The sequence below is a fragment of the Streptomyces sp. NPDC001492 genome (genome assembly GCF_053597275.1).
Genome location: NZ_JBSFHW010000005.1, coordinates 172495 through 195880, shown reverse-complemented (window position 1 = coordinate 195880; position 23386 = coordinate 172495). Strand labels below are relative to the sequence as shown.

Annotated in this window: 19 protein-coding genes; 8 read left to right on the top strand and 11 right to left on the bottom strand. The window is 71.8% G+C overall.

What is annotated here, in order from left to right:
• Positions 1–24: 24 nt before the first annotated feature.
• The 3 genes from adhE to ACWC1K_RS08615 form a co-directional block, all read right to left on the bottom strand.
• Positions 25–2709 (bottom strand): bifunctional acetaldehyde-CoA/alcohol dehydrogenase, encoded by a 2685-nt coding sequence (gene adhE / locus ACWC1K_RS08625; protein ID WP_450829574.1) that lies wholly within the window; start codon positions 2707–2709, stop codon positions 25–27.
• A gap of 192 nt (positions 2710–2901) precedes the next feature.
• Positions 2902–3606 (bottom strand): CBS domain-containing protein, encoded by a 705-nt coding sequence (locus ACWC1K_RS08620; RefSeq protein WP_450829573.1) that lies wholly within the window; start codon positions 3604–3606, stop codon positions 2902–2904.
• A gap of 322 nt (positions 3607–3928) precedes the next feature.
• Positions 3929–5521 (bottom strand): oleate hydratase, encoded by a 1593-nt coding sequence (locus ACWC1K_RS08615; protein WP_450829572.1) that lies wholly within the window; start codon positions 5519–5521, stop codon positions 3929–3931.
• A gap of 369 nt (positions 5522–5890) precedes the next feature.
• Between ACWC1K_RS08615 and ACWC1K_RS08610 the strand changes: the two genes are divergently transcribed.
• The 5 genes from ACWC1K_RS08610 (at position 5891) to ACWC1K_RS08590 (ending at position 11714) form a co-directional block, all read left to right on the top strand.
• Entirely contained in the window at positions 5891–7237 is a 1347-nt protein-coding gene (locus ACWC1K_RS08610; RefSeq protein WP_450829570.1) for an MFS transporter, read from the top strand.
• A gap of 26 nt (positions 7238–7263) precedes the next feature.
• Positions 7264–7923 (top strand): response regulator transcription factor, encoded by a 660-nt coding sequence (locus ACWC1K_RS08605; protein WP_450829569.1) that lies wholly within the window; start codon positions 7264–7266, stop codon positions 7921–7923.
• Between the two features lie 17 nt (positions 7924–7940).
• On the top strand, positions 7941–9341 hold the full coding sequence (locus ACWC1K_RS08600) for an ATP-binding protein (protein ID WP_450829567.1): 1401 nt from the start codon (positions 7941–7943) through the stop codon (positions 9339–9341).
• A complete protein-coding gene (locus ACWC1K_RS08595; RefSeq protein WP_450829566.1) occupies positions 9338–10372 on the top strand; it encodes a TAXI family TRAP transporter solute-binding subunit in 1035 nt (344 codons plus the stop codon). The genes ACWC1K_RS08600 and ACWC1K_RS08595 overlap by 4 nt, the downstream gene beginning before the upstream one ends.
• Before the next feature lie 214 nt (positions 10373–10586).
• Positions 10587–11714, top strand: coding sequence for a glycoside hydrolase family 16 protein (locus tag ACWC1K_RS08590; RefSeq protein ID WP_450829564.1), 1128 nt, complete (start codon positions 10587–10589; stop codon positions 11712–11714).
• On the opposite strand, the gene ACWC1K_RS08585 is transcribed toward ACWC1K_RS08590, so the two are convergent.
• Both ACWC1K_RS08585 and ACWC1K_RS08580 read right to left on the bottom strand, forming a co-directional pair.
• Positions 11715–12176 (bottom strand): hypothetical protein, encoded by a 462-nt coding sequence (locus ACWC1K_RS08585; protein WP_450829562.1) that lies wholly within the window; start codon positions 12174–12176, stop codon positions 11715–11717.
• 106 nt (positions 12177–12282) lie between these two features.
• The gene (locus ACWC1K_RS08580) at positions 12283–14037 is read right to left on the bottom strand and encodes a serine hydrolase (RefSeq protein WP_450829838.1); all 1755 of its coding nucleotides are present in this window, start codon (positions 14035–14037) and stop codon (positions 12283–12285) included.
• A 158-nt stretch (positions 14038–14195) separates the two neighbouring features.
• Between ACWC1K_RS08580 and ACWC1K_RS08575 the strand changes: the two genes are divergently transcribed.
• The 3 genes from ACWC1K_RS08575 (at position 14196) to ACWC1K_RS08565 (ending at position 17835) form a co-directional block, all read left to right on the top strand.
• Positions 14196–15305, top strand: coding sequence for an NAD(P)H-dependent flavin oxidoreductase (locus ACWC1K_RS08575; RefSeq protein ID WP_450829561.1), 1110 nt, complete (start codon positions 14196–14198; stop codon positions 15303–15305).
• Positions 15302–16855 (top strand): acyl-CoA synthetase, encoded by a 1554-nt coding sequence (locus tag ACWC1K_RS08570; protein ID WP_450829559.1) that lies wholly within the window; start codon positions 15302–15304, stop codon positions 16853–16855. The genes ACWC1K_RS08575 and ACWC1K_RS08570 overlap by 4 nt, the downstream gene beginning before the upstream one ends.
• 98 nt (positions 16856–16953) lie before the next feature.
• Entirely contained in the window at positions 16954–17835 is an 882-nt protein-coding gene (locus ACWC1K_RS08565) for a hypothetical protein (protein WP_450829557.1), read from the top strand.
• Positions 17836–17851: 16 nt separating this feature from the next.
• Here the strand turns inward: ACWC1K_RS08565 and ACWC1K_RS08560 are convergent, their stop codons facing one another.
• The 6 genes from ACWC1K_RS08560 to ACWC1K_RS08535 are packed head-to-tail and all read right to left on the bottom strand — an operon-like array spanning position 17852 to position 23376.
• On the bottom strand, positions 17852–18004 hold the full coding sequence (locus ACWC1K_RS08560; RefSeq protein WP_450829862.1) for a hypothetical protein: 153 nt from the start codon (positions 18002–18004) through the stop codon (positions 17852–17854).
• Between the two features lie 36 nt (positions 18005–18040).
• Positions 18041–19171 (bottom strand): MSMEG_0565 family glycosyltransferase, encoded by a 1131-nt coding sequence (locus tag ACWC1K_RS08555; RefSeq protein WP_450829556.1) that lies wholly within the window; start codon positions 19169–19171, stop codon positions 18041–18043.
• Positions 19168–20004, bottom strand: a complete 837-nt coding sequence (locus ACWC1K_RS08550; RefSeq protein ID WP_450829555.1) for a carbon-nitrogen hydrolase family protein — start codon at positions 20002–20004, stop codon at positions 19168–19170. The genes ACWC1K_RS08555 and ACWC1K_RS08550 overlap by 4 nt, the downstream gene beginning before the upstream one ends.
• A complete protein-coding gene (locus ACWC1K_RS08545; RefSeq protein ID WP_450829554.1) occupies positions 20001–20852 on the bottom strand; it encodes a carbon-nitrogen hydrolase family protein in 852 nt (283 codons plus the stop codon). Before ACWC1K_RS08545 ends, ACWC1K_RS08550 begins: the two co-directional genes overlap by 4 nt.
• Complete coding sequence (locus ACWC1K_RS08540) at positions 20849–22288, bottom strand: MSMEG_0567/sll0787 family protein (RefSeq protein ID WP_450829552.1); 1440 nt, start codon at positions 22286–22288, stop codon at positions 20849–20851. Before ACWC1K_RS08540 ends, ACWC1K_RS08545 begins: the two co-directional genes overlap by 4 nt.
• Complete coding sequence (locus ACWC1K_RS08535) at positions 22285–23376, bottom strand: MSMEG_0568 family radical SAM protein (protein ID WP_450829551.1); 1092 nt, start codon at positions 23374–23376, stop codon at positions 22285–22287. The genes ACWC1K_RS08540 and ACWC1K_RS08535 overlap by 4 nt, the downstream gene beginning before the upstream one ends.
• Between the last annotated feature and the right edge of the window lie 10 nt (positions 23377–23386).

Genomic DNA, 23386 nt, shown 5'->3' with positions numbered 1-23386 from the left:
CCACCCGGGTGCCGTCCGGTGCACCTACGCTCGCGGCCGGTCTCCCTCGCCGCCGTAGTAGGCCGTGCGCATGAGCCTCTGCATGTCGTCGAGCATCGGCATCCGCGGGTTGGCGGGCGCGCACTGGTCCTCGTAGGCGTTCAGGGCCTGCTGCGGCAGCGCGTCGAGGAAGGTGCGCTCGTCGACCCCGAGGGCCTGGAAGGTCGGCTCGATGCCGACCGCGGCGCGCAGCTCCTCCACCGCGCGGGCGAGGGACTCCACACCCTCGGCCGGGGTCGCGGCGGGCAGTGCGAGCATGCGGGCGATGTCCTGGAAGCGCTCGGGGGCCCGGTAGTTCTCGTACTTGGGCCAGCCGGTCAGCTTCGCCGGGACGCTGCCGTTGTGGCGGATGACGTGCGGCAGCAGGACCGCGTTGGTGCGGCCGTGGGCGATGTGGAAGGTGGCGCCGAGGGTGTGGGACATGGCGTGGACGATGCCGAGGAAGGCGTTGCCGAAGGCCATGCCCGCGATGGTGCCGGCGTTGTGCATCTTCTCCCGCGCCACGGGGCTGCCGGCGCGGTCGTTGACCGCCGCCTCGATGTTCTCCACGATCAGCCGGATCGCGTGCAGGGCCAGGCCGTCGGTGAAGTCGTTGGCGTAGACGGACACGTACGCCTCGATGGCGTGGGTGAGCGCGTCGAAGCCGCTGTCGGCGGCCAGCGCAGCCGGGAGCTCGGTGGTGAGCAGCGGGTCGACGATGGCCACGCTGGGGGTGAGGGCGTAGTCCGCCAGTGGGTACTTCTTGCCCGTGGCCGGGTCGGAGATCACCGCGAAGGGGGTGACCTCGGCGCCCGTGCCCGACGTGGTGGGGATGCACACCAGGCGGGCGAGCCGGCCCAGGACGGGGAAGCGGAAGGCGCGCTTGCGGATGTCGGAGAACTTGTGGCGCATGTCGGCGAAGTCGACGTCCCTGCCCTCGGCCTGCTGTTCGTACAGCAGCCACATCACCTTGGCCGCGTCCATCGGGGAGCCGCCGCCCAGCGCGATGATGGTGTCCGGGCGGAAGTCGCCCATGAGGCGGGCGCCGCGGCGGACGGAGGCGATGCTGGGCTCCGGCTCGACGTTGTCGATGATCTGAAGGGTCACCGGCTCGCGCCGGCGCTGCAGGACACGGCTGACGCGGTCGACGAATCCGAGGCGGGTCATGGTCGCGTCGGTGACGACGGTGACGCGGTGGACGTCCGGCATCGACGCGAGGTAGCGGATGGCCTGCGGCTCGAAGTAGATCTTCGGCGGGACCTTGAACCACTGCAGGTTGTTGCGCCGGATCGAGACCCGCTTGACGTTCAGCAACTGGGCGGCTGAGACGTTGTTCGACACCGAGGTACTGCCCCAGGAGCCGCAGCCCAGGGTGAGCGACGGCAGCAGGCTGTTGTAGATGCCGCCGATCGCGCCCTGCGAGGACGGGGCGTTGACGATGATCCGTACGGTCTTCATCCGCCGGCCGTACGCCTCGGCGAGCGCGCGGTCCTCGGTGTGGATGACCGAGCTGTGCCCCTGGCCGTGGAAGGCGACCATCTCGGCGGCCAGGTCGAAGCCCTGCCGCTCGTCCTCGGCGCGCAGCACGGTCAGCACCGGGCAGAGCTTCTCGCGGGTCAACGGCTCGTGCGGTCCGACCCGTTCGGCTTCCACCAGGATCAGCGAGGTGTCGTCCGGGACCGTGAATCCGGCCTGTTCGGCGATCCACACCGGGCTCTGACCGACCGCGGCGGCGTTGACCTTCGGCTCGCAGCCCGAGCCCGCCGCCTGGCGGGCTGGGAACAGGAACGCCTCCAGCTTGGCCTTCTCCTCGGCGGTGGCCAGGTGGGCGTGCAGGGTGCGGAACTCGGCCAGCGCCTGCTCGTAGATCTCGCCGTCGAGGATGACGGCCTGCTCGGAGGCGCAGATCATGCCGTTGTCGAAGGACTTGGACAGCACCAGGTCGTTGACGGCGCGGCGCAGCTTTGCGCTCTTGTGCACATAGGCGGGGACGTTGCCGGCGCCGACGCCTAGGGCGGGCTTGCCGGCCGAGTAGGCCGCCCTGACCATGGCGTTGCCGCCGGTGGCCAGGATCAGCGAGACACCCGGATGGCGCATGAGCGTGCCGGTGGCCTCGACGGACGGCGTCTCGATCCACTGGATGCAGTGCTCCGGAGCTCCTGCGGCGACGGCCGCGTCGCGCACGATCCGGGCGGCCTGCGCGCTGCAGCGCTGGGCCGCGGGGTGGAAGGCGAACACGACGGGGTTGCGGGTCTTCAGAGCGATGAGCGCCTTGAAGACCGTGGTCGAGGTCGGGTTGGTGACCGGTGTGATCGCGCACACCACACCGACCGGCTCGGCCACCTCGATCATGTCGTCGATGTCGTCGCGGGCGATCACGCCGACGGTCTTCATCGGGCCCATGCTGTGCGTGACGTGCTCGCACGCGAACATGTTCTTGGCCGCCTTGTCCTCGAAGACGCCACGCCCGGTCTCCTCCACCGCCAGCCGGGCCAGCGCCGTGTGCTGGTCCAGGGCGGCGACGGACGCCTTCTTCACGATGTGGTCGACCTGCTCCTGGTCGAGGGCCTCGTAGTCGGCCAGCGCCTTGAGCCCGTTGGTGACCAGGCGGTCCACGGCGATGGCCGTGTCCGACGGTGCGCCGGCAGGGTCTGTTGCCTCGGTCCGGGGTCGGTCGTCGTGGCGGGTCATGGGGAGACTGCCTCCGTCGCAGAGAGGGGGCCGCCGGTTCGGCGGCACAGGACGGGAGCGGCACCGCGAGGGATCGGTACCGCTCCCACCAGCACCCTCTCTGAGCTGCGCCTGATCACCCAGGTCCCGATGGTCCCCTGGAGGGACTGATGGGCCCCGAAGCCGCGGACCGGTCGGCCCGCGTGCGGCCGGTCATCCGTACAGGACGCCGGGGAAGGGCGGCCTCCCGGGCGGCCGGGTGTCGTCGATGCGGAAGGTCAGGCTGTCGACGACACCGACCACTCCGTCCACCCGATACGTCAGCCGAACCACGAGGGGGATGTCGGTGCGGTGCTCCAGCTGTCCCTTCAAGGTGACCATGCCGTCCCGGACCGAGGCGATCACGGTGTGGGGCGGCAGACACATGGCGCGGGTCAGCACGTCGTCGGTCACCTCCCGGCGGATCTCCTCGTCGGTGCGCAGGAAGACGCGCAGCAGGTCGCGGCGGGTGGCGATGCCGATCAGCCGGTCCTCCTCGTCCACGACCGGCAGGCGCTGGATGCCGTGGCGTTCCATCACCCGGGCCGCGTCCGCCACCCGCTGTTCGGGATGCACGGTCACCGCGGGCGACGACATCAGATCCCCCGCCGTGCCCGTGCGGACGACGGCGGCCCCGCGACGGCCGAAGCGGCCGAGCGCGGGTACCCGGAACCGCCGGGCCCGGGTGGCGGAATGCGCCGCCTGGCGGCGGATCAGATCGGACTCGGAGATCACTCCCACGACCTTGTCGTCGTGGTCGACCACGGGCAGCCCGCTGATCCGGTGCTCGTCCAGCAGCCGTGCCACGTCCTTGAACGGTGTCTCACGGCGGGCCTCGACGACCTCCCGGGTCATCACCTCGCCGACGCTGCGGGCCATGGCTCGCTCCCTTCCTGCGCTGTGCCGACTCGACCGGCCGATGGCTTTGGACGCAGCGGACGCGAAGGCCTCCGGGGCAGGACCACGGGCTCCGGCGATCGCCGCGATCGGCGCCGGCCCTCGGGCGCATCCGAGCGCCGGCCTGGACACTCCTCCAGCCTCACTGCCGGACGCCCGCCGGAGCAGGGGCCGAGGGTCCTGCGACCGAGGACGAACCGCCCCACTCCTGGTGGACGCATGGCCGGGAGCCGACCGCGAGGGTCGCGGCCGCTCTCCGCCGCATCCAGTGTTCGGAAGCCGCGCACCCGGGATGGAGCGGGCCTCAGGCCAGCGTGGCCTTGAGCACGTCGAAGGCGGTCCTCGGGTCGGCCAGGGCGTGATGGATGCCGGGGATCTCGCGGTCGTCGAGGCCGAGGAGGCCGTACACGGCATGCATCGCGCCGCGCACGGAGTACTCGACGGTGAAGACGACGTCCTCCGGGATCTCAGTGAACTGGCCCAGGAATGCGAAGTTCGCCGCACCGCGCGGAATGACCAGCGGCCGGTCGTGGCCGGTGCGCGGGGCGAACTGACTGGTGATGTACGGCATCATCACCGGTATCACCGTCGTGGTGGCCGCGATCTGCTCCTCGATGTCCGACAGACCGAGGTGGCCGAGGAGCTCGGTGAGGATCTCCCGCCCGGTCGCCCGCGCCATCGGCTTGCCGACGAAGTCGCCGTCACGGTCGACGAACAGGCCGTAGCCCCACAGCGTGTACACGTCCTCCGGCTGCCCCTCGAAGTGCGGGGCGTGCGGCACCACGATCGACATCAGCCAGCCGGAGTCCTTGAGCGTCATGAGGGCACCGGTGCCGGGCAGGTTGCCGGACAGCTCCTCGATCCGGTGCAGCAGGAGCGGGCTGTGCATGGTCAGGGTGAAGGACTCCCACTTCGCCTCGTCGACACTGCCGTTGAAGGCGGTGGGCCGGCCGAAGTCGTCGGCCTTGGCGGCGAGGGTCTCCCACAGCCGCCATCCGCCGTCGCGCTTGTCGCGGATCAGCTCCGGCGCGGCGTCGTCGTTGCCGTAGGCGGCATCGGCGGTCATCGAGCCCAGCGTGATGAACGCGAGGTCGTCGTCGGTGAGTTCGTACGTGTCCGGCCGGCCGTCTCGTTCGACGTGCAGGCGGCGTACGCGCCGGGCGCCCCGCTCGTCGGTGGCGAAGTCGGCGTCGGTGACCCGCACGCCGTACTCGAAGCGCACGCCGTGGGACTCCAGCCAGGCCCGCAGCGGCCGGATGATCGAGTCGTACTGGTTGAGGCGGGTGCGACGTACACCTGCCAGGGTGTGCATGCGCGGAAACTCCTGCAGGAAGCGCAGCAGATAGCGCTTGAGCTCGATGGCGCTGTGCCAGTTCTGGAAGGCGAAGGTCGTGCGCCACATCGCCCAGAAATGGGTCGCGAAGAAGTGCGGCGAGAAGAAGTCCTCGATCCGGCGGGCGCCGATGACCGCCTCGGGCAGCACCAGCAGGCGGGTCAGCTCCAGTCGGTCGCGGGCGTCGAGGCCGTAGTCGGCGGCGTCCAGGATCGTGGTGCCGTCGCCGATCAGGCGGGCCTTGGCGTCGGTGGGCCACTTGGCGTTGAACTCGGTGATCTCCTGGCGCACCGACACCGACGCGTCGGTGAGGGTGGGGATCGTCTCCAGGAGGTTCCACAGGCACGTGTACGCCTCCTCCTCCAGCATCCGGCCGCCACGGGTGACATATCCGGCGCTCCCGCCGCTGCCGTCCATGGAGCCGCCGGCGACGGGGAGTTCCTCCAGGATGTGGATGTGCTCGCCGGGGAAGCCGCCGTCGCGGACGAGGAAGGCGGCGGCCGCCAGGGAGGCGATGCCGCCACCGGCGAGGTAGGCGTGGGACGAGTGCGGGGCGTCGGTCATGACGCGCCTCCGTTCTGCCGCCCGGATCTCCCGGGCGGCCGGCAGTGTTCAGGATCCTGCGGGCCGGAGACCGCCGTGATCCGGCGGCGCGGCGTGCGGGAGCGGCGCCGATGACACCTGGTCCGGTGGGGCGCTCGCGGTACTCAGTCAACTCGCGGGGCGGTGGCGCAGGCCGGGGCCGGATGTCCCTGCCTGTCTGCCGAGCGGCCCTGGCCCACGACTACCGGGAGACCATCTCCCCCTGCCGTATGACCGGCACCAGGGTCCACCTCAGTCCTAAGGGACTGTTAGGACTTCGTTCCCGATGTTGAGTGGCCCTGCGCCGGCGTCGACTCTGTGAGCTCCCGGGCCGCAGACAAGGGAGTTCCGATGGCCACACAGAGCATGACCGGGCGCGCGCGGAAGCCGCGTCGTGACGAACGCAGGGTCGTCAGCAACATCCTGCGCGGATCGATCGGCAACCTGATCGAGTGGTACGACTGGTACGCCTACACCGCGTTCAGCGTCTACTTCGCCGCCGTCTTCTTCCCTTCCGGCGACCAGACCGCCCAACTGCTGAACACCGCCGCGGTGTTCGCCGTCGGCTTCCTGATGCGGCCCATCGGCGGCTGGGTGCTCGGCCGCTACGCCGACCGCCATGGCCGGCGTGCGGCCCTGACCTTGTCGGTGACCCTCATGGCCGCCGGTTCGCTGATCGTCGCACTGACCCCGTCGTACGGCTCGATCGGGGCCCTCGCGCCGGTGTTGCTGGTGACCGCGCGGCTGCTGCAGGGCCTCTCGGTCGGCGGTGAGTACTCGACCTCGGCCACCTACATGTCGGAGGTGGCCTCGCCCGGCCGCCGCGGCTACTACTCCAGCTTCCAGTACGTCACCCTCATCGCCGGCCAGCTGACGGCCCTCGGCCTGCAGATCATCCTGCAGCAGGTGCTCAGCACCGCCCAACTGGAGGCCTGGGGCTGGCGGATCGCGTTCGTCGTCGGCGCCGCGGGAGCGGTCGTGGTGCTCTGGCTGCGGCGCGGGATGGACGAGTCGGAGAGCTTCGAGCGTGCCGCCGCCGGGGGCGAGGAGAAGGAGGACGGTGGCCCGGCGCGGGGCAGCGTGCGGCTGCTGCTGTCCTACCCGCGGCAGTGCCTGACCGTCGCCGGGCTGACCATGGGCGGCACGCTGTTCTTCTACACGTACACCACGTATCTGCAGAAGTTCATGGTCAACACCAGCGGGATCGCCAAGCCGACGGCGGCCTGGATCAACTTCTTCGCGCTGCTCGTGTTCGTCGTGCTCCAGCCGGCCGTCGGTCTGCTGTCCGACCGGCTGGGGCGCCGCCCGATGCTGATCGCCTTCGGGGTGCTGGGCGCCGCCGTGGTGGTGCCCTCCCTCACCCTCCTTTCCCACACCAGCGATCCCGTGTACGCGTTCGTGCTCATGGTCGTGCCACTGGCCGTCAGCTCGCTGTACACCTCGATCAGCGCGGTGGTGAAGGCCGAGCTGTTCCCGACCTCGATCCGGGCGCTCGGTGTCGGCCTGCCCTACGCGCTGACCGTGGCCGTGTTCGGCGGGAGCGCCGAGTACGTCGCCCTGTGGTTCAAGAACGCCGGGCACGAGAGCTGGTACTTCTACTACGTCACCGCCTGCGTGCTGATCTCGCTGCTCGTCTACATTCGGATGCGCGAGACGTCGGACGGATCGCCGCTGGACGAGGAAGTCTCCCGGTCGTAGGGCCGACGGGACGAAAGGAGGTGACCGTGCGCGTGCTACTGGCCGAGGACGACGACGGTGTGGCCGGTGCACTGACCGAGGTCCTGTACGAGCACGGTCACCTGCCCACCCGGGTGCGGCGCGGCGAGGAGGTCCTGGTCCGACACCGCCAGGCCGACCTGCTGCTGCTCGACCTCGGTCTGCCCGATCTCGACGGCCTGGAGGTGCTGCGCAAGCTGCGCACCGTGAGCGGGCTTCCGGTCGTGGTCCTCACCGCGCGGGGCGACGAGCGGTCGGTGGTGCGCGGTCTGCGGCTGGGCGCCGACGACTACCTGGTCAAGCCGGTACGGCTGGCCGAACTGCTGGCCCGTATCGAGGCCGTCACCCGCCGCGCCACGACGCCGGCCGTCCCGGCGCCCCGCACGGTCCGCGCCGCCGACGTCGAGGTCGACCTCGACGCACGCCGGGTGACGGTCGGCGGCGCCGAGGTGCGGCTGACCACCAAGGAGTTCGCGGTCCTCGCCGCGCTGGCGGCCCGGCCCGGTACCGCGGTCAGCCGTCAGCAGCTGATGGACGAGGTGTGGGGTGACGCCTACCTCGCCGTGTCCCGCTCGCTCGACGTCCACCTCACCCAGCTGCGGGCCAAACTCGGCCGCCCCGAGGTGCTGACCACCATCCGGGGCTTCGGCTACCGGTTCGGCGGTTGAGCCGGCCGGGCCCCGCCATGCGTACCCGGGTACTGACCGTCGTGCTGGCCTTCGCCGTGCTCGCGGTGGCCGGCTTCGCCCTGCCGCTGCTGGGCGTGACGGCGTCCCAGCGCACCCAGCAGCTCGTCGCGGCGCGCACCGCCGATCTCGACCGCTTCGCCTCGCTGGCCGAACAGGCCGCCGAGGGCGGCGACACCGGCGCGCTGACCGCCGAGGTGGCCCGCTACACGGAGCTGTACGGCGAGGCGGTGGTGGTCGTCGACGCCCGCCGCGCCCCGGTGGTGCAGACGGGCGGCATGCGTGCGGCCGACCCCGCCGTCGCCCGCCTGGTCGACGCGGTGCTGCGCAACCAGCGCGTCTCGCCCGGGGGCACGCTGCGCCCCTGGTCCCATGGCGCGCAGATGCTCGCTCGCCCGGTCGGCACCGGCACGCGGGTGTCCGGGGCCGTCGTCCTGCGCGCCTCGGTCCGGGCCGCCGCCGCCGACATCGCCCTGCGCTGGGCGCTGGTCCTCGCGGGCGCGGGTCTGTTCGCCGTGGCCTGCATGCTGCTCGCCCGCGCCGCCACGCGGTGGGTCGTACGCCCCCTGCACCGCCTCGACCGTGCGGTCGGCGCGCTGGCGGCCGGGCTGCCCGCCGAGCACGCACGCACCGGCGGACCACCGGAACTGCGCCAACTGGCCACCGGCTTCAACCGCATGGCCGACGCGGTGACCACCGCACTGGAACAGCAGCGCCGCCTGGTGGCCGACACCTCGCACCAGCTGCGCAATCCGCTCGCCGCACTGCGCCTGCGCATCGACTCGCTCCAGTCCCGCCTGCCCGCCTCCGCCACCCGCACCTACAGCGGAGTCACGGCCGAACTCGAACGCATGGAGCATCTCCTCGACGACCTGCTGACGCTCGCGAACGCCGAACACCGCGCCGGCGAACTGTCCGTCACGGACGGGCGGGGCACCTGCTGCGACGCGACAGCGGTCGCTGCGGCCCAGGCCCGGCTGTGGCAACCGGTGGCCCAACAGGGAGGGGTCCGCCTGGAGTTCACTTCCGGCCCGCCCGTCCTCATGACCTGCACGGAGGGCGAACTGGCCCAGGTGGCCGACATCCTCCTCGACAACGCGATCAAGTACGCCGGCGACGGCGCCCGAGTCGAGACGCGCTGCTTCACCCAGGGCGCGGACGCGGTGTTCGAGGTACGCGACGACGGGCCGGGCCTGGCCGACGGGGAATTCGTCCGGGCGGGCACCCGCTTCTGGCGCTCGGAGCGCCACCGTGAGGTACGCGGCAGCGGCCTCGGCCTGGCGATCGCCGGGCAACTGGTCCACGGTCGCGGCGGACGCGTCGAGTTCGCGGCGGCCGAACCGCACGGCCTGCTGGTCCGAGTCGTGCTCCCCAAGGAGCAGAACGGGGCCACGACATGAGGGCAGAGCAAGCGAACGGCATACCCGGCACGCAGGCACACGGCCGCACCGCCCGCCGCACCGCTCTGCGGGCCGCGCTCGGCACGGCATGCACCGGACTGCTGGCAGGCGCCGCGGCAGCCGACGCACGGCACGCCGACCGTGGCGCGGAAGGCGTGGTGCGCATCGCGACCGGTGAGGCGGACGGGTTCTACGCGGCCTTCGGCCGACTGCTGGGCGAGCAGGTCACGGCGGTCTGTCCCCGGCTGTCCTGCCAGGTGATCCAGAGCGAGGGAAGTGTCGCCAACGTACGGCTGCTTGAGGCACGGCGGACCGAGGTGGCGCTGGCCCTGGCCGACATCGCGTGGGCCGCCTACGGCGGCTCCGCACCGTTCGGCCGCCGTGTCCCGCTGCGCGCGATCGGCCGGGTCTACGAGAACTACATCCAGCTGGCCGTGCGCGCCGACGCGAGCGTCCGCAGCGTCGCCGAGCTGGCGGGGCGCACCGTCTCACTGGGCGCGCCCGCATCCGGCGGTGCGGTGCTCGGCGACCGGCTGCTGCGCGCGGCGGGCCTCGTCCCGGGCACCGACGTACACGTCCGCCACCTGCTGATGCCGCAGGCGGCGCGCGCGATGCGGGACGGCGTCGTCGACGCCCTGCTGGTCGCAGGCGGCGTCCCACTGCCCGTGCTCTCACGCCTCGACGCGCGCCCCGGCGTCCGCCTCCTGCCGCTGGCCGACCTGCTGCCCCGGCTGCGCACCGGTCCGGGCCGGGCCGGCTCGGGGCTGGAAGCGGTGACGGTGCCGGCGGGGGCGTACCGGGGAACGCCCGAGGTGGCCACCATCGGCGTGGCCAACCTGCTCCTGTGCCGCCCCGACCTGCCCGAGCCCATCGCCGCCGCCCTCACCCACGTACTGGTCCAGCGGGCCACGCGCCTCGTTCCCGCCACGGCGCTCGGCACCCAGTTCCTCGACGTCCGCAGCCTGATCTCCACCGGCGTGGTTCCCCTGCACCCCGGGGCCGTCGCCGCCTATCGGGAACTGCACGGCTAGCGCGTCGCGACGGGCAGCGGGAGTGTCGGCCCCGAGGGGCTGTTGATCACGAGCGTGTGAGTGAGATCTCGTTGTCCGTGGACAACGGATCTGCCTAGTCTCCGGGGGTCCGTCCCGGGCGGCCTTCGCCGCCGGAACGCCGAGTCCTGCGAAACACGTCAGCGGTCCGCCCAGGACAGCTCATCTCGCAGGCGCCGTCGAGGAAGCCCCCACCATGCGCCACTCCCTGTCTCCTGCCCGCCTGGGCACCGCCGGAGCAGCAGCCGCGCTGTTGCTCCTGCCGTTGGCCCCCCAGGCCTTCGCGGCCCCCTCCGTCACTCAGGACAGCGTGACGCCGACCACCATGACCGCGGGTGTCGCCGCGTCGGCCAAGCTGACCGTGCACTCCTCCAGCTGCTTCACGGCCAAGACCCTCGGTGTCGGCGTCCGGGACGCGGCCGGAAAGAACCTGGACTTCCCGGGGAACGCCTCAAATGTCCGAATATGCCCGAGCGGTGTGAAGTTCACCAGTGGCTCGCGCACGCTGTCTGCCGGCACCTACACGATCTTCGGCTTCTGGCAGGAGTCCGGCGGGGCCTGGCACAACCTGCCCTCGCACAAGCTGACCGTCAACAAGGCCTCGACCGCGACATCGTCCGGCAGTGGCGGCTCGCCGGTCTCCGGCCAGTCCGTGGTCTGGTCCGACGACTTCTCGGGCGGCATCGCCTGGGGCTCGAAGTGGGTCGGCGACAGCAGCTCGTCCTACGCCTACGGCGACCACAACCCGGACGACAACAAGCTGGACTGGCTGGACCAGAGCAAGGTCACCACCTCCGGCGGCGTCGCGACCTTCACTGCCCAGCCCTCCTCGCACACCCTGGAGAACGGCAAGCAGGCCTGGAACACGGGCCTGCTCACCACCGAGGGCTCCAGCGGCGGCTTCCAGGTGAAGACCGGTGACTACGCCGAGACCCGGGTCAAGATGCCCTCCGGCTCCGGCGCCTGGCCGGCCCTGTGGACCTGGAAGGACGGCAACGGCGAGATCGACTCCTTCGAGTACCACCCGGACAACCCGAACCTGCTGGAGCTGACCAACCACGTCACCTCCGGCTCCAACTACTACACCGACTCCGCGGCGGTCGCGCCCGGCCAGTGGGTCACCATCGGCACCCACTACGGCGCGAGCTCCGTGGACTGGTACGTCAACGGCAAGAAGGTCTACTCCGACGGCCACGGCGTGGGCAGCGACTTCTCCGCGTATCTGATCCTCAACCTGTCGGTGAGCGCCGGCGCGTACCACCCCGCGCCCTCCGGCTCGACGCCGCTGACCATGCAGGCGGACTATGTGAGGGTCTACCGCTGATCAGCAGTCGACGGACAGCGTGAACCGCGTACGGTCGTTGCGCGGATCGCGGTCGTCGACGCTCACCACCTGGAGGTGCCCCTCGGCCTTGGTGCCGGGGGGCACCTCCGCGTCCACCCGCACCGGAACCAGCGCGGTGGCCGTGCGCAGCCGTGCCAGACCCGGCCCGAAGGAGCAACGCACCAGGCGGCCGCCGGCCTCGGCGCGGCAGCCCTCGGGGAAGTACGGCCCCTCGGCGGTGAAGCCCGACGGCAGCCTCACCACCACGGTGAACGGTGACGCGGTCTGCTCCGGCCCTCTGTTGGCGACGAAGGCATGCATCACGGTACGGCCGCCGGGCGGCGCGGCCGCCGGGTCGAGCCGGACCACCTCCAGGTCGGAGTCCGAGGGCGCGGCCGCCCCACCGGCCACGCACATCACCGCCACGCCCACCGCGAGGGCGGTCGTCACCTTTCTGGCCATCCGGCGCCTCCCACGTTCCGTGCGCTGATCAGCACTCACGGTAGCGGGGTGGCGGGGGAATCCCCGTGAGCACGCTGTGGCGATGCGTGTGGTGCGAGGGGCGCCGTCAGTCGGCCGACTGAACCCATCCCACTCCGACGATCCGCGCCGAGTCCGCCGGACGCGCCTCTTCGAACAGGACGGCGTCCGGCGTCTCGACGCGGATTCCGTCGACGTAGGCACCGCGGCCGACGTAGAGCTTGTCGGTGGTGTACCGCCAGCGCAGGGTCAGCCGCGGGTGCGCCGGGAGATCGGCTGCCATCCGGTGCCAGACGCGGCCCGACCAGCCGGTGGCCGAGCCCGACGGGTGCTCCTGCGGCTCCTCGTCGTGGCGCCCGGTCGTGAAGGGGAGTGGCTGCCAGGTCGCGCCGCCGTCCGTCGTGGCCTCCAGGACGAGGACGTCCGACGCGGGTTCGGTGTCCCACCACAGGGCGGAGGCCAGTCGTGCCGTGCCGTCCGTCGTGTCGAGCGGGGGCAGGGTGAGCGTGGCGGTCGTGGCGTTCGCCATGCCCGCGAACCATGCCGTACGTCCGCGAGCCGGCCGTACGGGTACGGCGCGTGCCAGGTTGTTTCCGGCGGCGACCCGGGGAGCGGAGCCCGAGCGCCAACTGCGCACCGGATGGACCGAGTTGCCGAGCACGACGAGGAAGGAGTCGGTGGTCGGGTCGAGCACCAGGGAGGTGCCGGTGAAACCGGTGTGCCCGGCGGTGCGCGGGGTGGCCATCGCACCCATGTACCAGTGCTGGTGGAGCTCGAACCCGAGGCCGTGCTCGTGGCCGGGAAACGCGGTGTTGAAGTCGGTGAACATCAGCTCCACCGACTCCGGCCGCAGGATGCGCGTCCGGCCGTAGCAGCCGCCGTTGAGCAGCGTCCGGGCGAGCACGGCCAGGTCCCAGGCGCACGAGAACACCCCGGCGTGTCCCGCGACCCCGCCGAGGCTGTAGGCGTTCTCGTCGTGCACCTCGCCCCACACGAGCCCCCGCTCCAGGCCGGACCAGGGCCCGCGTTGGTCCTCCGTGGCGGCGATCTTCGGCTTCCAGGAGGCGGGCGGGTTGTAGCGGGTGCGGTCGAGGCCGAGCGGCCCGGTGATCCCGTCGTGCAGGAGGGAGTCGAGCGTGCTGCCCGTGATCCTTTCCAGGACCAGCTGGAGCGAGATCAGATTCAGGTCGGAGTAGAGGTACGTGGTGCCGGGCGGATTGACCGGGGCTTCGTCGAGGACGAGTTGAAGTCTCGCCTCGTGCGTCGGCGCCTTGTACAGAGGGATCCAGTCGCGGAATCCCGAGGTGTGGGTGAGGAGCTGCCGGATGGTGATGTCCTGCTTGCCCGCCGCGCCGAACTCCGGGAGGTAGGAGGCGACCCTGCCCTCCAGCTCCAGTGCGCCCCGTTCCAGCTGCTGCACCGCCAGCAGCGAGGTGAACAGCTTGGACACCGAGGCCAGGTCGAAGACGGTGTCCTCGGCCATGGGGATCTGCCGGTCGGGCGGGAACTCGACTCCGGTGTCGGTCTTCTCGTCGTACGCCGCATAGCGCACCGCCATCCCGATGGGCCGGTGCAGCGCCACGGTGCCGCCCCGCCCGGCGAGCAGCACGGCGCCCGCGTACCAGGGGTGCCTGGGGGAGGGGCCGAGGAACGCCTCGGCGTCCACGACGAGTTGACGCAGAGGGGCGGGGAGCAGGCCGGCGCGTTCCGCGCTGCCGTGGCGCAGGGTGGGGTGGTGCCCGGAGGTCGTGGCTGCCGCGGCCGGTCCCGCGGGGAAGGGGACGATGGTCAGGGCGCCGCCCAGGGCCAGGGCGGCTCGTCCGATCTGGCGACGCGTCGGCATCCGGCGGTCGCTCGCGTCTCTTCCCGCTGCGTCGTCGATCACCCGAGAAACCCTCGTGTCGGTGGTGAAGCATGTCAACAAGGCCTGCCGGTCAATAAATCTGACGGTGTATCAGAAAAGCTCTTCCGTCGGCCGGAGGACTGCGGCATCCTGCGCCCATGCAGACGGAGCTGAGCAAGAAACTGGGAGTCGAGCACGCCATTTTCGGCTTCACGCCGTTCCCCGCCGTCGCCGCGGCCATCAGCCGGGCCGGCGGGTTCGGAGTGCTCGGCGCGGTCCGCTACACCGCCCCCGACGAGCTCAAGCGCGACCTCGACTGGGTCGAGGCCCACATCGACGGCAGGCCGTACGGCCTCGATGTCGTCATGCCCGCCAAGAAGGTGGAGGGCGTGACCGAGGCCGACGTCGAGGCGATGATCCCCGAGGGGCACCGGCAGTTCGTCAAGGACACCCTCGCCAAGTACGGCGTCCCGGAACTGGCCGAGGGCGAGGCCTCCGGCTGGCGTATCACCGGGTGGATGGAGCAGGTCGCTCGCAACCAGCTCGACGTGGCCTTCGACTACCCCATCCGGCTGCTCGCCAACGCCCTCGGATCCCCACCCGCCGACGTGGTCGCCCGCGCCCACGAGCACAACGTGCTCGTCGCGGCCCTCGCGGGCAGTGCCCGGCACGCCGTCAAGCACCAGGAAGCCGGCATCGACATCGTCGTCGCTCAGGGCTACGAGGCCGGCGGGCACACCGGCGAGATCGCCTCCATGGTGCTCACCCCGGAGGTCGTCGACGCCGTCGATCCACTGCCCGTGCTGGCAGCCGGGGGCATCGGAAGCGGACAGCAGGTGGCTGCCGCGCTCGCCCTCGGTGCCCAGGGTGTGTGGCTGGGTTCCCTGTGGCTGGCCTGCACGGAGGCCGACCTCTCCTCGCCCGCGGTGACGCGGAAACTGCTCGCCGCAGGCTCCGGCGACACGGTCCGCTCGCGCGCCCTGACCGGGAAACCCGCCCGCCAGCTCCGTACCGAGTGGACCGACGCCTGGGACGACCCGGCCGGGCCCGGCACCCTCCCCATGCCCCTGCAAGGGCTCCTGGTCGCCGAGGCCCTCACCCGCATCCAGAAGTACGAGGTCGAACCCCTGCTCGGCACCCCCGTGGGTCAGATCGTCGGCCGCATGAACAGCGAACGCACCGTCCAGGCCGTCTTCGACGACCTCACCCGCGGCTTCGAGCAGGCCGTCGACCGCATCAACCGCATCGCCGGAAGGAGCGGCAAGTGACGAGTACGCCCCCCGCCGGATTCTGGGCCCAGGCCGCCGCAGACCCCGACCGCACGGTCCTCGTCGCACCCGACGGCGAGCAGTGGAGTGCCGGACGCCTGCATGCCGCCGCCAACCGTCTGGTGCACGGTCTGCGCGCCGCCGGACTGGAACGCGGCGACGCCTTCGCGGTCGTCCTGCCCAACGGCATCGAGTTCTTCACCGCCTATCTGGCCGCCAGCCAGGCCGGTTTCTATCTCGTCCCGGTCAACCACCACTTCGTCGGTCCGGAGATCGGCTGGATCGTCGCCGACTCCGGTGCCAAGGTGCTCATCTCCCACGAACGGTTCGCCGGCCCCGCGCGGCACGCCGCCGACGAGGCGGGCCTGCCGGGCACCCACCGGTATGCGGTCGGCGCGGTCGAGGGCTTCCGCCCGTACGCCGAACTCCTCCACGGACAGCCGGAGTCGGTGCCCTCGGACCGTGAGCTCGGCTGGGTCATGAACTACACGTCGGGCACCACCGGCCGCCCGCGCGGCATCCGCCGCCCGCTGCCCGGCAAGACCCCCGAGGAGGCCTATCTCGGCGGCTTCCTCGGCATCTTCGGCATCAAGCCGTACGACGACAACGTCCACCTCGTCTGCTCGCCGCTCTACCACACCGCCGTGCTCCAGTTCGCGGGCGCGTCCCTGCACATCGGCCACCGGCTGGTCCTGATGGACAAGTGGACGCCCGAGGAGATGCTCCGGCTGATCGACCGGGAGAAGTGCACCCACACCCACATGGTCCCGACCCAGTTCCACCGCCTGCTCGCACTGCCGGAGGACGTGCGTCGCTCGTACGACGTCTCGTCCATGCGGCACGCCATCCATGGCGCCGCCCCCTGCCCGGACCATGTGAAGCGGGCGATGATCGACTGGTGGGGCCACAGCGTGGAGGAGTACTACGCGGCCAGCGAGGGCGGCGGCGCCTTCGCCACCGCCGAGGACTGGCTGAAGAAGCCCGGGACCGTCGGCAAGGCCTGGCCCATCAGCGAGCTCGCCGTTTTCGACGACGAGGGAAACCGGCTGCCGCCCGGCGAACTCGGCACCGTCTACATGAAGATGCACACCGGCGGCTTCGCCTACCACAAGGACGAGGCCAAGACGAAGAAGAACCGCATCGGCGACTACTTCACCGTCGGCGACCTCGGCTACCTCGACGAGGACGGCTATCTCTTCCTCCGCGACCGCAAGATCGACATGATCATTTCGGGTGGGGTCAACATCTACCCGGCCGAGATCGAGTCAGCCCTGCTCGCCCATCCCGCCGTCGCCGACGCCGCTGTCTTCGGCATCCCGCACGACGACTGGGGCGAGGAGGTCAAGGCGGTCGTCGAACCGGCCCCGGGCCATGAGCCGGGCCCAGCCCTCGCCGCCTCGATCCTCGACCACTGCGCCGAACGACTCGCCGGCTACAAGCGGCCCAAGAGCGTCGACTTCATCACCGAAATGCCCCGCGACCCCAACGGCAAGCTCTACAAGCGACGGCTGCGGGACCCGTACTGGGAGGGGCGCACCCGCCCCGTGTGACCCCGGGAACCGCTGCCGGCGGACGGGCCGAACGCGACGCGGTGCCGGAGCGTCACAGGAACGGCACCGCGTTCGTCACCGTCAGCCCTGGGGGACCCATGCGCAGGCACACCACACGCGCCGTCAAACTGCTGTCCGCACTGGCCCTGTTCACCGTGGCAGGCGGTGCCGCCGTCGGTTGCGGCAGCGAGAAGGCCGTCAGCCACGGCGGCTCGACGGCCCGCGCGCGTGCGGTCGCCGACGCCTGGCACGGTTCCCAGGCCGCGGAGGTGTGGGCGAAGGGCTACTACCCCATGGGCGATGCGATCCAGCTGCCCGACGGCGCCTTCCACACCGACGCCGACAAACGCGCGTACACGACCCAGAACTTCGTGCTGCGCACCACCCTCCCCGACACCCCGGAGCCCAACGGCGTGGTGAAGTGGGACGACGGCCGCTCGCTCACTCTGCCGCTGATGGGCGCAGGCAAGGCCTACGACAGCCTGGCCCGCGGCTCCGACGACGGTCCGCGCCTCACCGTCACCGGCGCCAGGCTGGGCGAGACGACCGTGGCCACCGGCCGCGGCCCGGCGACCGTCCCGGCCTGGCTGTTCACGCTCGACGGCTACGACACCCCGCTGAAGCGGGTGGCCATCGGTCCGTCGAAGCCGCCCAAGCCCCCGATCGCACCGGCGGCCCAGTCTCCCAGCGACGAACTGTGGCCACTCCAGCGGCTGGTGGGGGTGGCCGACGACGGTCGGACCGTCACCGTGCTCGCCGCGCACGGAGCCTGCGACGACGGTCCCGCGCTGCACGTCCTGGAGACGCACGACAGCGTCGTGCTGTCCGCGTCCATCGTCGGGACCAAGGACGGCCCCTGCACCGCCCAGCTGCTCGGCGCGCGGAAGACGGTGACACTGGGCCGGCCGCTGGGCGGGCGGATCCTCCTGGACGCGTTCACGGGCGGGCCGGTGCCGCCCGGCGGCGTGCGGTGGGGCTGAACCCTGTCCCACGCGGTCAGCGGTGCTCGCCGACCTGGATGACCCGCAGTGCGGACGACAGGATGTCCTTTTCGCAGAAGCGGGCCGTCACCCACTTCTCACCGGACAGCAAACGGGTCTGGTCGCTGTCGCGGAGGCCCTGTCCCTTCGTCCTGTACGAGTTGATCAAGGGTATGGGCGGCAGCCGTGGCAATGCCGAGTCCGGCTAATCCGCTGTGTCGACGACGCCGTGCACCGGTTCTGCGCCACGGTGGCGGCCGGAGCCGTAGAAGGCCAGGTGGCGTTCCGCAGCGCTGGCCCAGGTGTGGCGGGCGGCGAGTCGGCGGCCTCTCGCCCGGCGCGCGGGGGTGTCGTCCGTGAGTGCGGCGCCGAGCTCGGCGGCCAGGGCCTGGTGGGTGGTCGCGAAACGGGCGGCGCTGTCGAACACCTCGCGCAGTACGGGCAGATCGCGTACGACCAGCGGAACTCCCGCGGCGAGTGCCTCCATCGCGGCGAGTCCGAAGCCCTCCTTGACGGAGGGGAAGGCGAAGGCGGAGGCGGCGGCCACCAGGGGCGGCAGCTCGTCCTCGGCGACCTGGCCCAACACGACTGGTTCGACGCGGAGTTCGGCTGTGCGCGTTTCCCAGCGGGCTCGGTAGTCGCGGTAGTCGAAGAGGGTCTCACCGCCCGCGATCACCAGCCGTACGTCCGGGTGCGCGGAGCGCAGCAGGGCGTACGCCTCCAGCAGGTCCAGCGAACCCTTGCGGGGTTCGATGCCGCCGACGGTGAGGACGTAACGGCCCAGACGGGCCCGCCAGTTCGCGCGGGCGGCCGGATCGGTGGTGGCGAAGCGGTCGTAGGCCACACCGTTGGGGATGACCGCCGCCTTGATGCCCCAGCCGTCGGCCAGTTCCGTGGCGACGGACGCTGACACGCAGATGTGCGCGTACGGCTCGACGATGGCCCGCTCGTGGCAGACGGCCAGTTCGGGGGTGGTGAAGTGGTCGATGTGGTGGACCGTGCGGATGCAGCGGCCGCCGACCGCGTTGGCGCTGATGCAGTCCTGGGCGTGGACGATGTCGTACGCCTCCGCGAAGGGGTCGAAGGCCGTGCCCAGGACGGCGATGGAGCGCAGGATCCGCTCGCCGACGGTCTCCTCCGGCGGGCCGTCGGGGAACGGCACGATTCGCAGCTGTACGGCAGGGTCGACCGGCCGGAAGAAGCCTGCGTCGCCGCCACGGCCCAGCGTCCACACCGTGACGTCCTGCCCGGCCGCGGCGAGCGCCTCGGCCAGGGCGAGGGTGTGGACGACGCCGCCGCGCGGCTTGGTGGAGTAGCTCAGCAGAGCGATCTTCACGTGCGGTCCTCCCGGTAGGCGTCGGGCCGGCGTTCGTCGAGGTGGCGCAGGATGCGGCGGGCGCGGTCGATCTCCTCGGCGACGTCGACCTCGGCGACCGCCAGGCCGGCCTTGGACCAGGTGCGGGCGAGGATGTCACCGCCCGGGCCGACCACCTTGGACTGGCCGAGAAACCGCATGCCGCCCATGGTGCCGGTCTGGTTGGAGGAGGCGAGGACGACCTGGTTCTCGGCGGCGCGTGCCTGGTCGTACAGGTCGAAGAGCTTCGCCTGGCGGTCCTGGGCCATGCGCGGGGCGCGGTTGGTGATGGATGTGGGCCAGGCGGAGAGGCAGGCGAGGATCTCGGCGCCGTCCAACGCCAGAGAACGGGCCGACTCGGGGAACGTCTTGTCGTAGTCGATGAGCATGCCGATGCGGCCGACGGGGGTGTCGAAGGCGTCGAAGCGGTCGCCGGGCGCGTAGGCGGCGACCTCGCCGGCCGGCAGGTGGACCTTGCGGTGGCGGCCGAGGACACCGTCGCCGCTGACGCAGACCGCGGCGTTGTAGCGCTCGTCGCCGCCGTCCTCGCAGTAGCCGAGGCAGACCACCATCTCGGCGGCCAGACGGGCGACCTGGAGGATCAGCGGGTCGTCCGGCTTCAGGGCCGGCGGCAGGGCGTCGGGGTCGGGGTGGCGCAGGTCGGCGAGGTAGCCGCCGAGCGCGGCGTCGGGCAGGACCAGCAGACCGGCCCCCTCGCGCCGTGCGTCGTCGATGAGTTTCCCGATCCGGGCGAGGTCGAACTCCAGGTCGCGGCCGAAGTGGGCGGCCGCGGCCGCGATCCGGATCGTGCTCATGCGCTGACTGCTCCTGTGGGTATGTCGTAGGTCTCGGGCCGCCGGTCGCGCAGGTGTCCCATCGACCGCCGGGCGGTCTCCAGTGCCTGTGCGACGTTCAGTTCGGCGACGGCGACGCCGGCCGCGACGCCCGTGTCGGCGAGGATCTCGCCACCGGGGTCGACGACCTTGGCGCTGCCGACGAAGCGTAGCGACCCGAACGTGCCCGCCTGGTTGGCCGACAGCCACACGATCTGGTTCTCCAGCGCGCGGGCCCGGTCGAACAGGTCGAAGCGGCGTTTCCAGCGGTCCTCTTCGAGGCTGGCGGCCGCGTTCGTACGGGATCCCGGCCAGGCGGAGACACAGATCCCGATCTCTGCGCCGTCGAGTGCGAGCGCGCGGGCGGACTCCGGGAACGCCTTGTCGTAGCAGATCATCATGCCGATCCGGCCGACCGGGGTGTCGAAGGCGTGGAAGCGGTCCCCGGAGGAGTAGCTGGCGTCCTCGCTGAGCGGCTGGTGGACCTTGCGGTGGTTGCCGAGGACGCCGTCGCCGGTGACGCAGACGACGCTGTTGTAGCGGGCTTCGCCGGCCGCTTCGCAGTATCCGGCGACGACCGTCATCTCCCCTGCCAGGGAAGCCAGTCGGCGGATCTCGGGGCCGTCGAGGGCGAGCGCGGGCGGGCCCTCGTCGAGTTCGGTGGAATCGTCGAGGCTGAGCAGATACCCGCCGAGGCACGCCTCGGGCAGCGCCAGAAGGCGTACGCCCTCCTCCCGGGCTTCCTTGATCAGCCGTTCGGCGATCTGGAAGTCCTCCTCCAGGTCGCGGCCGAACTCGGCGGCGACGGCGGCCATGCGCAGGGTGGTCATGCGGCCCCCATCCCGGTCACGGTGGACATGACCGCTTCGGTGATCTCTCCGTCGGGCCAGCGCAGCCCGACGCCTTCTCCGTCGGTGAGCTCCCCGCACACCGCACCCGTGGCGGGTCCGGCGGGCAGGGGCGGTGCGCCCGGCTCCTCGGCCGTGAGCATCGCGAAGCCCGGGAAACAGGTGAACCAGTCGCCCACGGTCGCGGCCTCCGGCCGGGGCACGGCGGCCACGTCGAGCACCGCGCGGCAGTCGCTCGCCTCGGCCAGCATGCCGAGGGTGCCGGCTATGCCCGCCATCGACACGTCCTTGGCGGCGGCAGGCCGGGCAGCGGCCACCGCGCCGGTCATCGTGCGCAGTTCGTCGCCACGGCGGTGGCTGGTCGAGTCCCACTGTCGGCCCCGGTAGCCCGGGCGCCAGCTTCCGCCGAGGTCGGCGGTGAGGCGTACGGCGTGTCCGGGGCGGCCGCCGCCACCGGGCACCGGCCGGTCGGTGCGGCCGAGCGCGGTCACCGACAGGGCGGCCGGGACGCCGAGCTGGGTGTGCCCGCCGAGCACCGGGATGTCGTACGCCTGTGTCGCCCGGGTCAGTCCGGCCAGTACGCGGGCGGCGTGCGCGGCGTCGCGGGCGCCCACCGCGTCCAGCAGCCCGAGCGGGGCTGCGCCCATCGCCGCGAGGTCGTTGGCGTTCACGAGGACGGCGCACCAGCCCGCCCACTCGGGGTCCCGTTCGACCATGGACGGCACGATCGCGTCGCACGCCGCGATCACGTCGGTGCCGGGGACGGGCGCGCCGTCGTCACCGACGAAGCCACGGGGAGGTGCCAGCGCGGTGAGCAGCGGTCCGAGGGGGGACTTCGTGGCCGCCGCGAGGGCGGCGATGCGGCCGATCGGCCAGCGCATCAGGACGTGCGGCGCGCCCGCGACCGTCGTCTCCCGCACCCGCTGCCAGCCGAGCCGCCGGAACAGCACCTCGTTGCGTGCCTGGACGGTCGCGTCGAACCGCAGCACGCCCTCCGCCTCGGCGCGGGCGCAGGCGGCCCGGACGAGCGCCGCGCCGATGCCGTGCGGACCGCGGGCCCGGCGGGCGACGACCAGGCGCCCGCCCTGCCACCAGCCGAGGTCGGGGCCGTCGTCGACCGGGCACAGGCGCACCCCGCCGACCACGGTGCCCTCCGGGTCCTTCGCGACCAGGACGACGGTGCGGGGGTCGGTGTCGTGGTCGTCCAGGTCGTGATGGGAGAAGAGTCCCTGTTCCTGGACGAAGGCGGCACGGCGCAGCTCCCGGTAGGCGGCCAGGTCCGCCGTGCCGTCCGCCTCCTCGATGTGGAAGGCGGGCCGACGGGCGAGCGTGTTGCGGTCGCCCAGCAGGGCCAGGATGTCCTGTGGAGCGTCCACGGTCGGCACGGTCACGGAGCCGTCGAGGTTCACGGCGCTCACCCGCCCGCTGTCCGGAGCACGCTGCACGCGCCGCAGGCCGCACAGCCGGCCTTCTGGTCGGCGCCGCTCATTCCCGCGGCACGCAGCTTCGCGGCGACGCCCTCGGTGACGTACGTCAGGAGGTGCGCGTCCGGTGCCCCGACGCCGTCTCGGGCGGCGAGGGTGCCGCTCATCGGGCGGAACGGGACGACGAACGGGTACACCCCCCGGTCGATCAGCCTGCCCGCCCCGGCGACGAGTTCGTCGGGATCCTCGCCCAGGCCGACGAGGAGGTAGGTGGAGACGCGGTTCGGTCCGAAGACGCGCACCGCCTCGTCCCACGCGGCCTCGTACTCGGCCAGCGGGACCGTCGACTTGCCGGGCATCCAGCGCCGGCGTACCGCGTCGTCGAGGGACTCGACGTGGATGCCGATGGCGGTGGCCCCGGCGTCGTGCAGGGCGCGGATCCAGGCGAGGTCGCCGGGTGGTTCGCACTGGACCTGGATCGGCAGGCCGGGCACGGCTGCCAGTACGGCCCGGACCGACCGTACGAGGGTGCGGGCGCCGCGGTCGGATCCGGTGGTGGTGCCGGTGGTCATCACCATCTGCCGTACGCCGTCGAGGCGTGCGGCGGCCTCGGCGACCTCGGCGAGCTGTGCCGGGGTCTTGGCGGCCACGGTGGCGCCGGAGCGCAGGGACTCCTCGATGGTGCAGAAGCGGCAGCGGTCGGACTCGGCGTAGCGGATGCAGGTCTGTACGACGGTGGTGGCCAGGACGTCCGAGCCGTGCAGACGGGCGATCTGCTCGTAGCGGACACCGTCGGCCGTGGTCAGGTCGTAGAACTTCGGGCGGTGTACGGCGGTGTAGGTGAGACCGGTGTCCTCGTCGCCGAGCCACACCTTGCCGTCGCGTACGGAGTAGGGACTGTCGGGGTTGCGTGGGAGCGCGGCGTTGGCACCGTCGACGAGGACGTGTCCGTCGTCGCTGGGGCCCGCGCCGTCCGGACGCCGCAGGGGCGCGTCCGACGCGACGCCGCGCAGGGCGAGTTCGGCGCGGGTCATGATCCGCACGTCCACCGCCGTACCGCTGTCACCGGTGCCAACGCTCACGTCGTGCTCC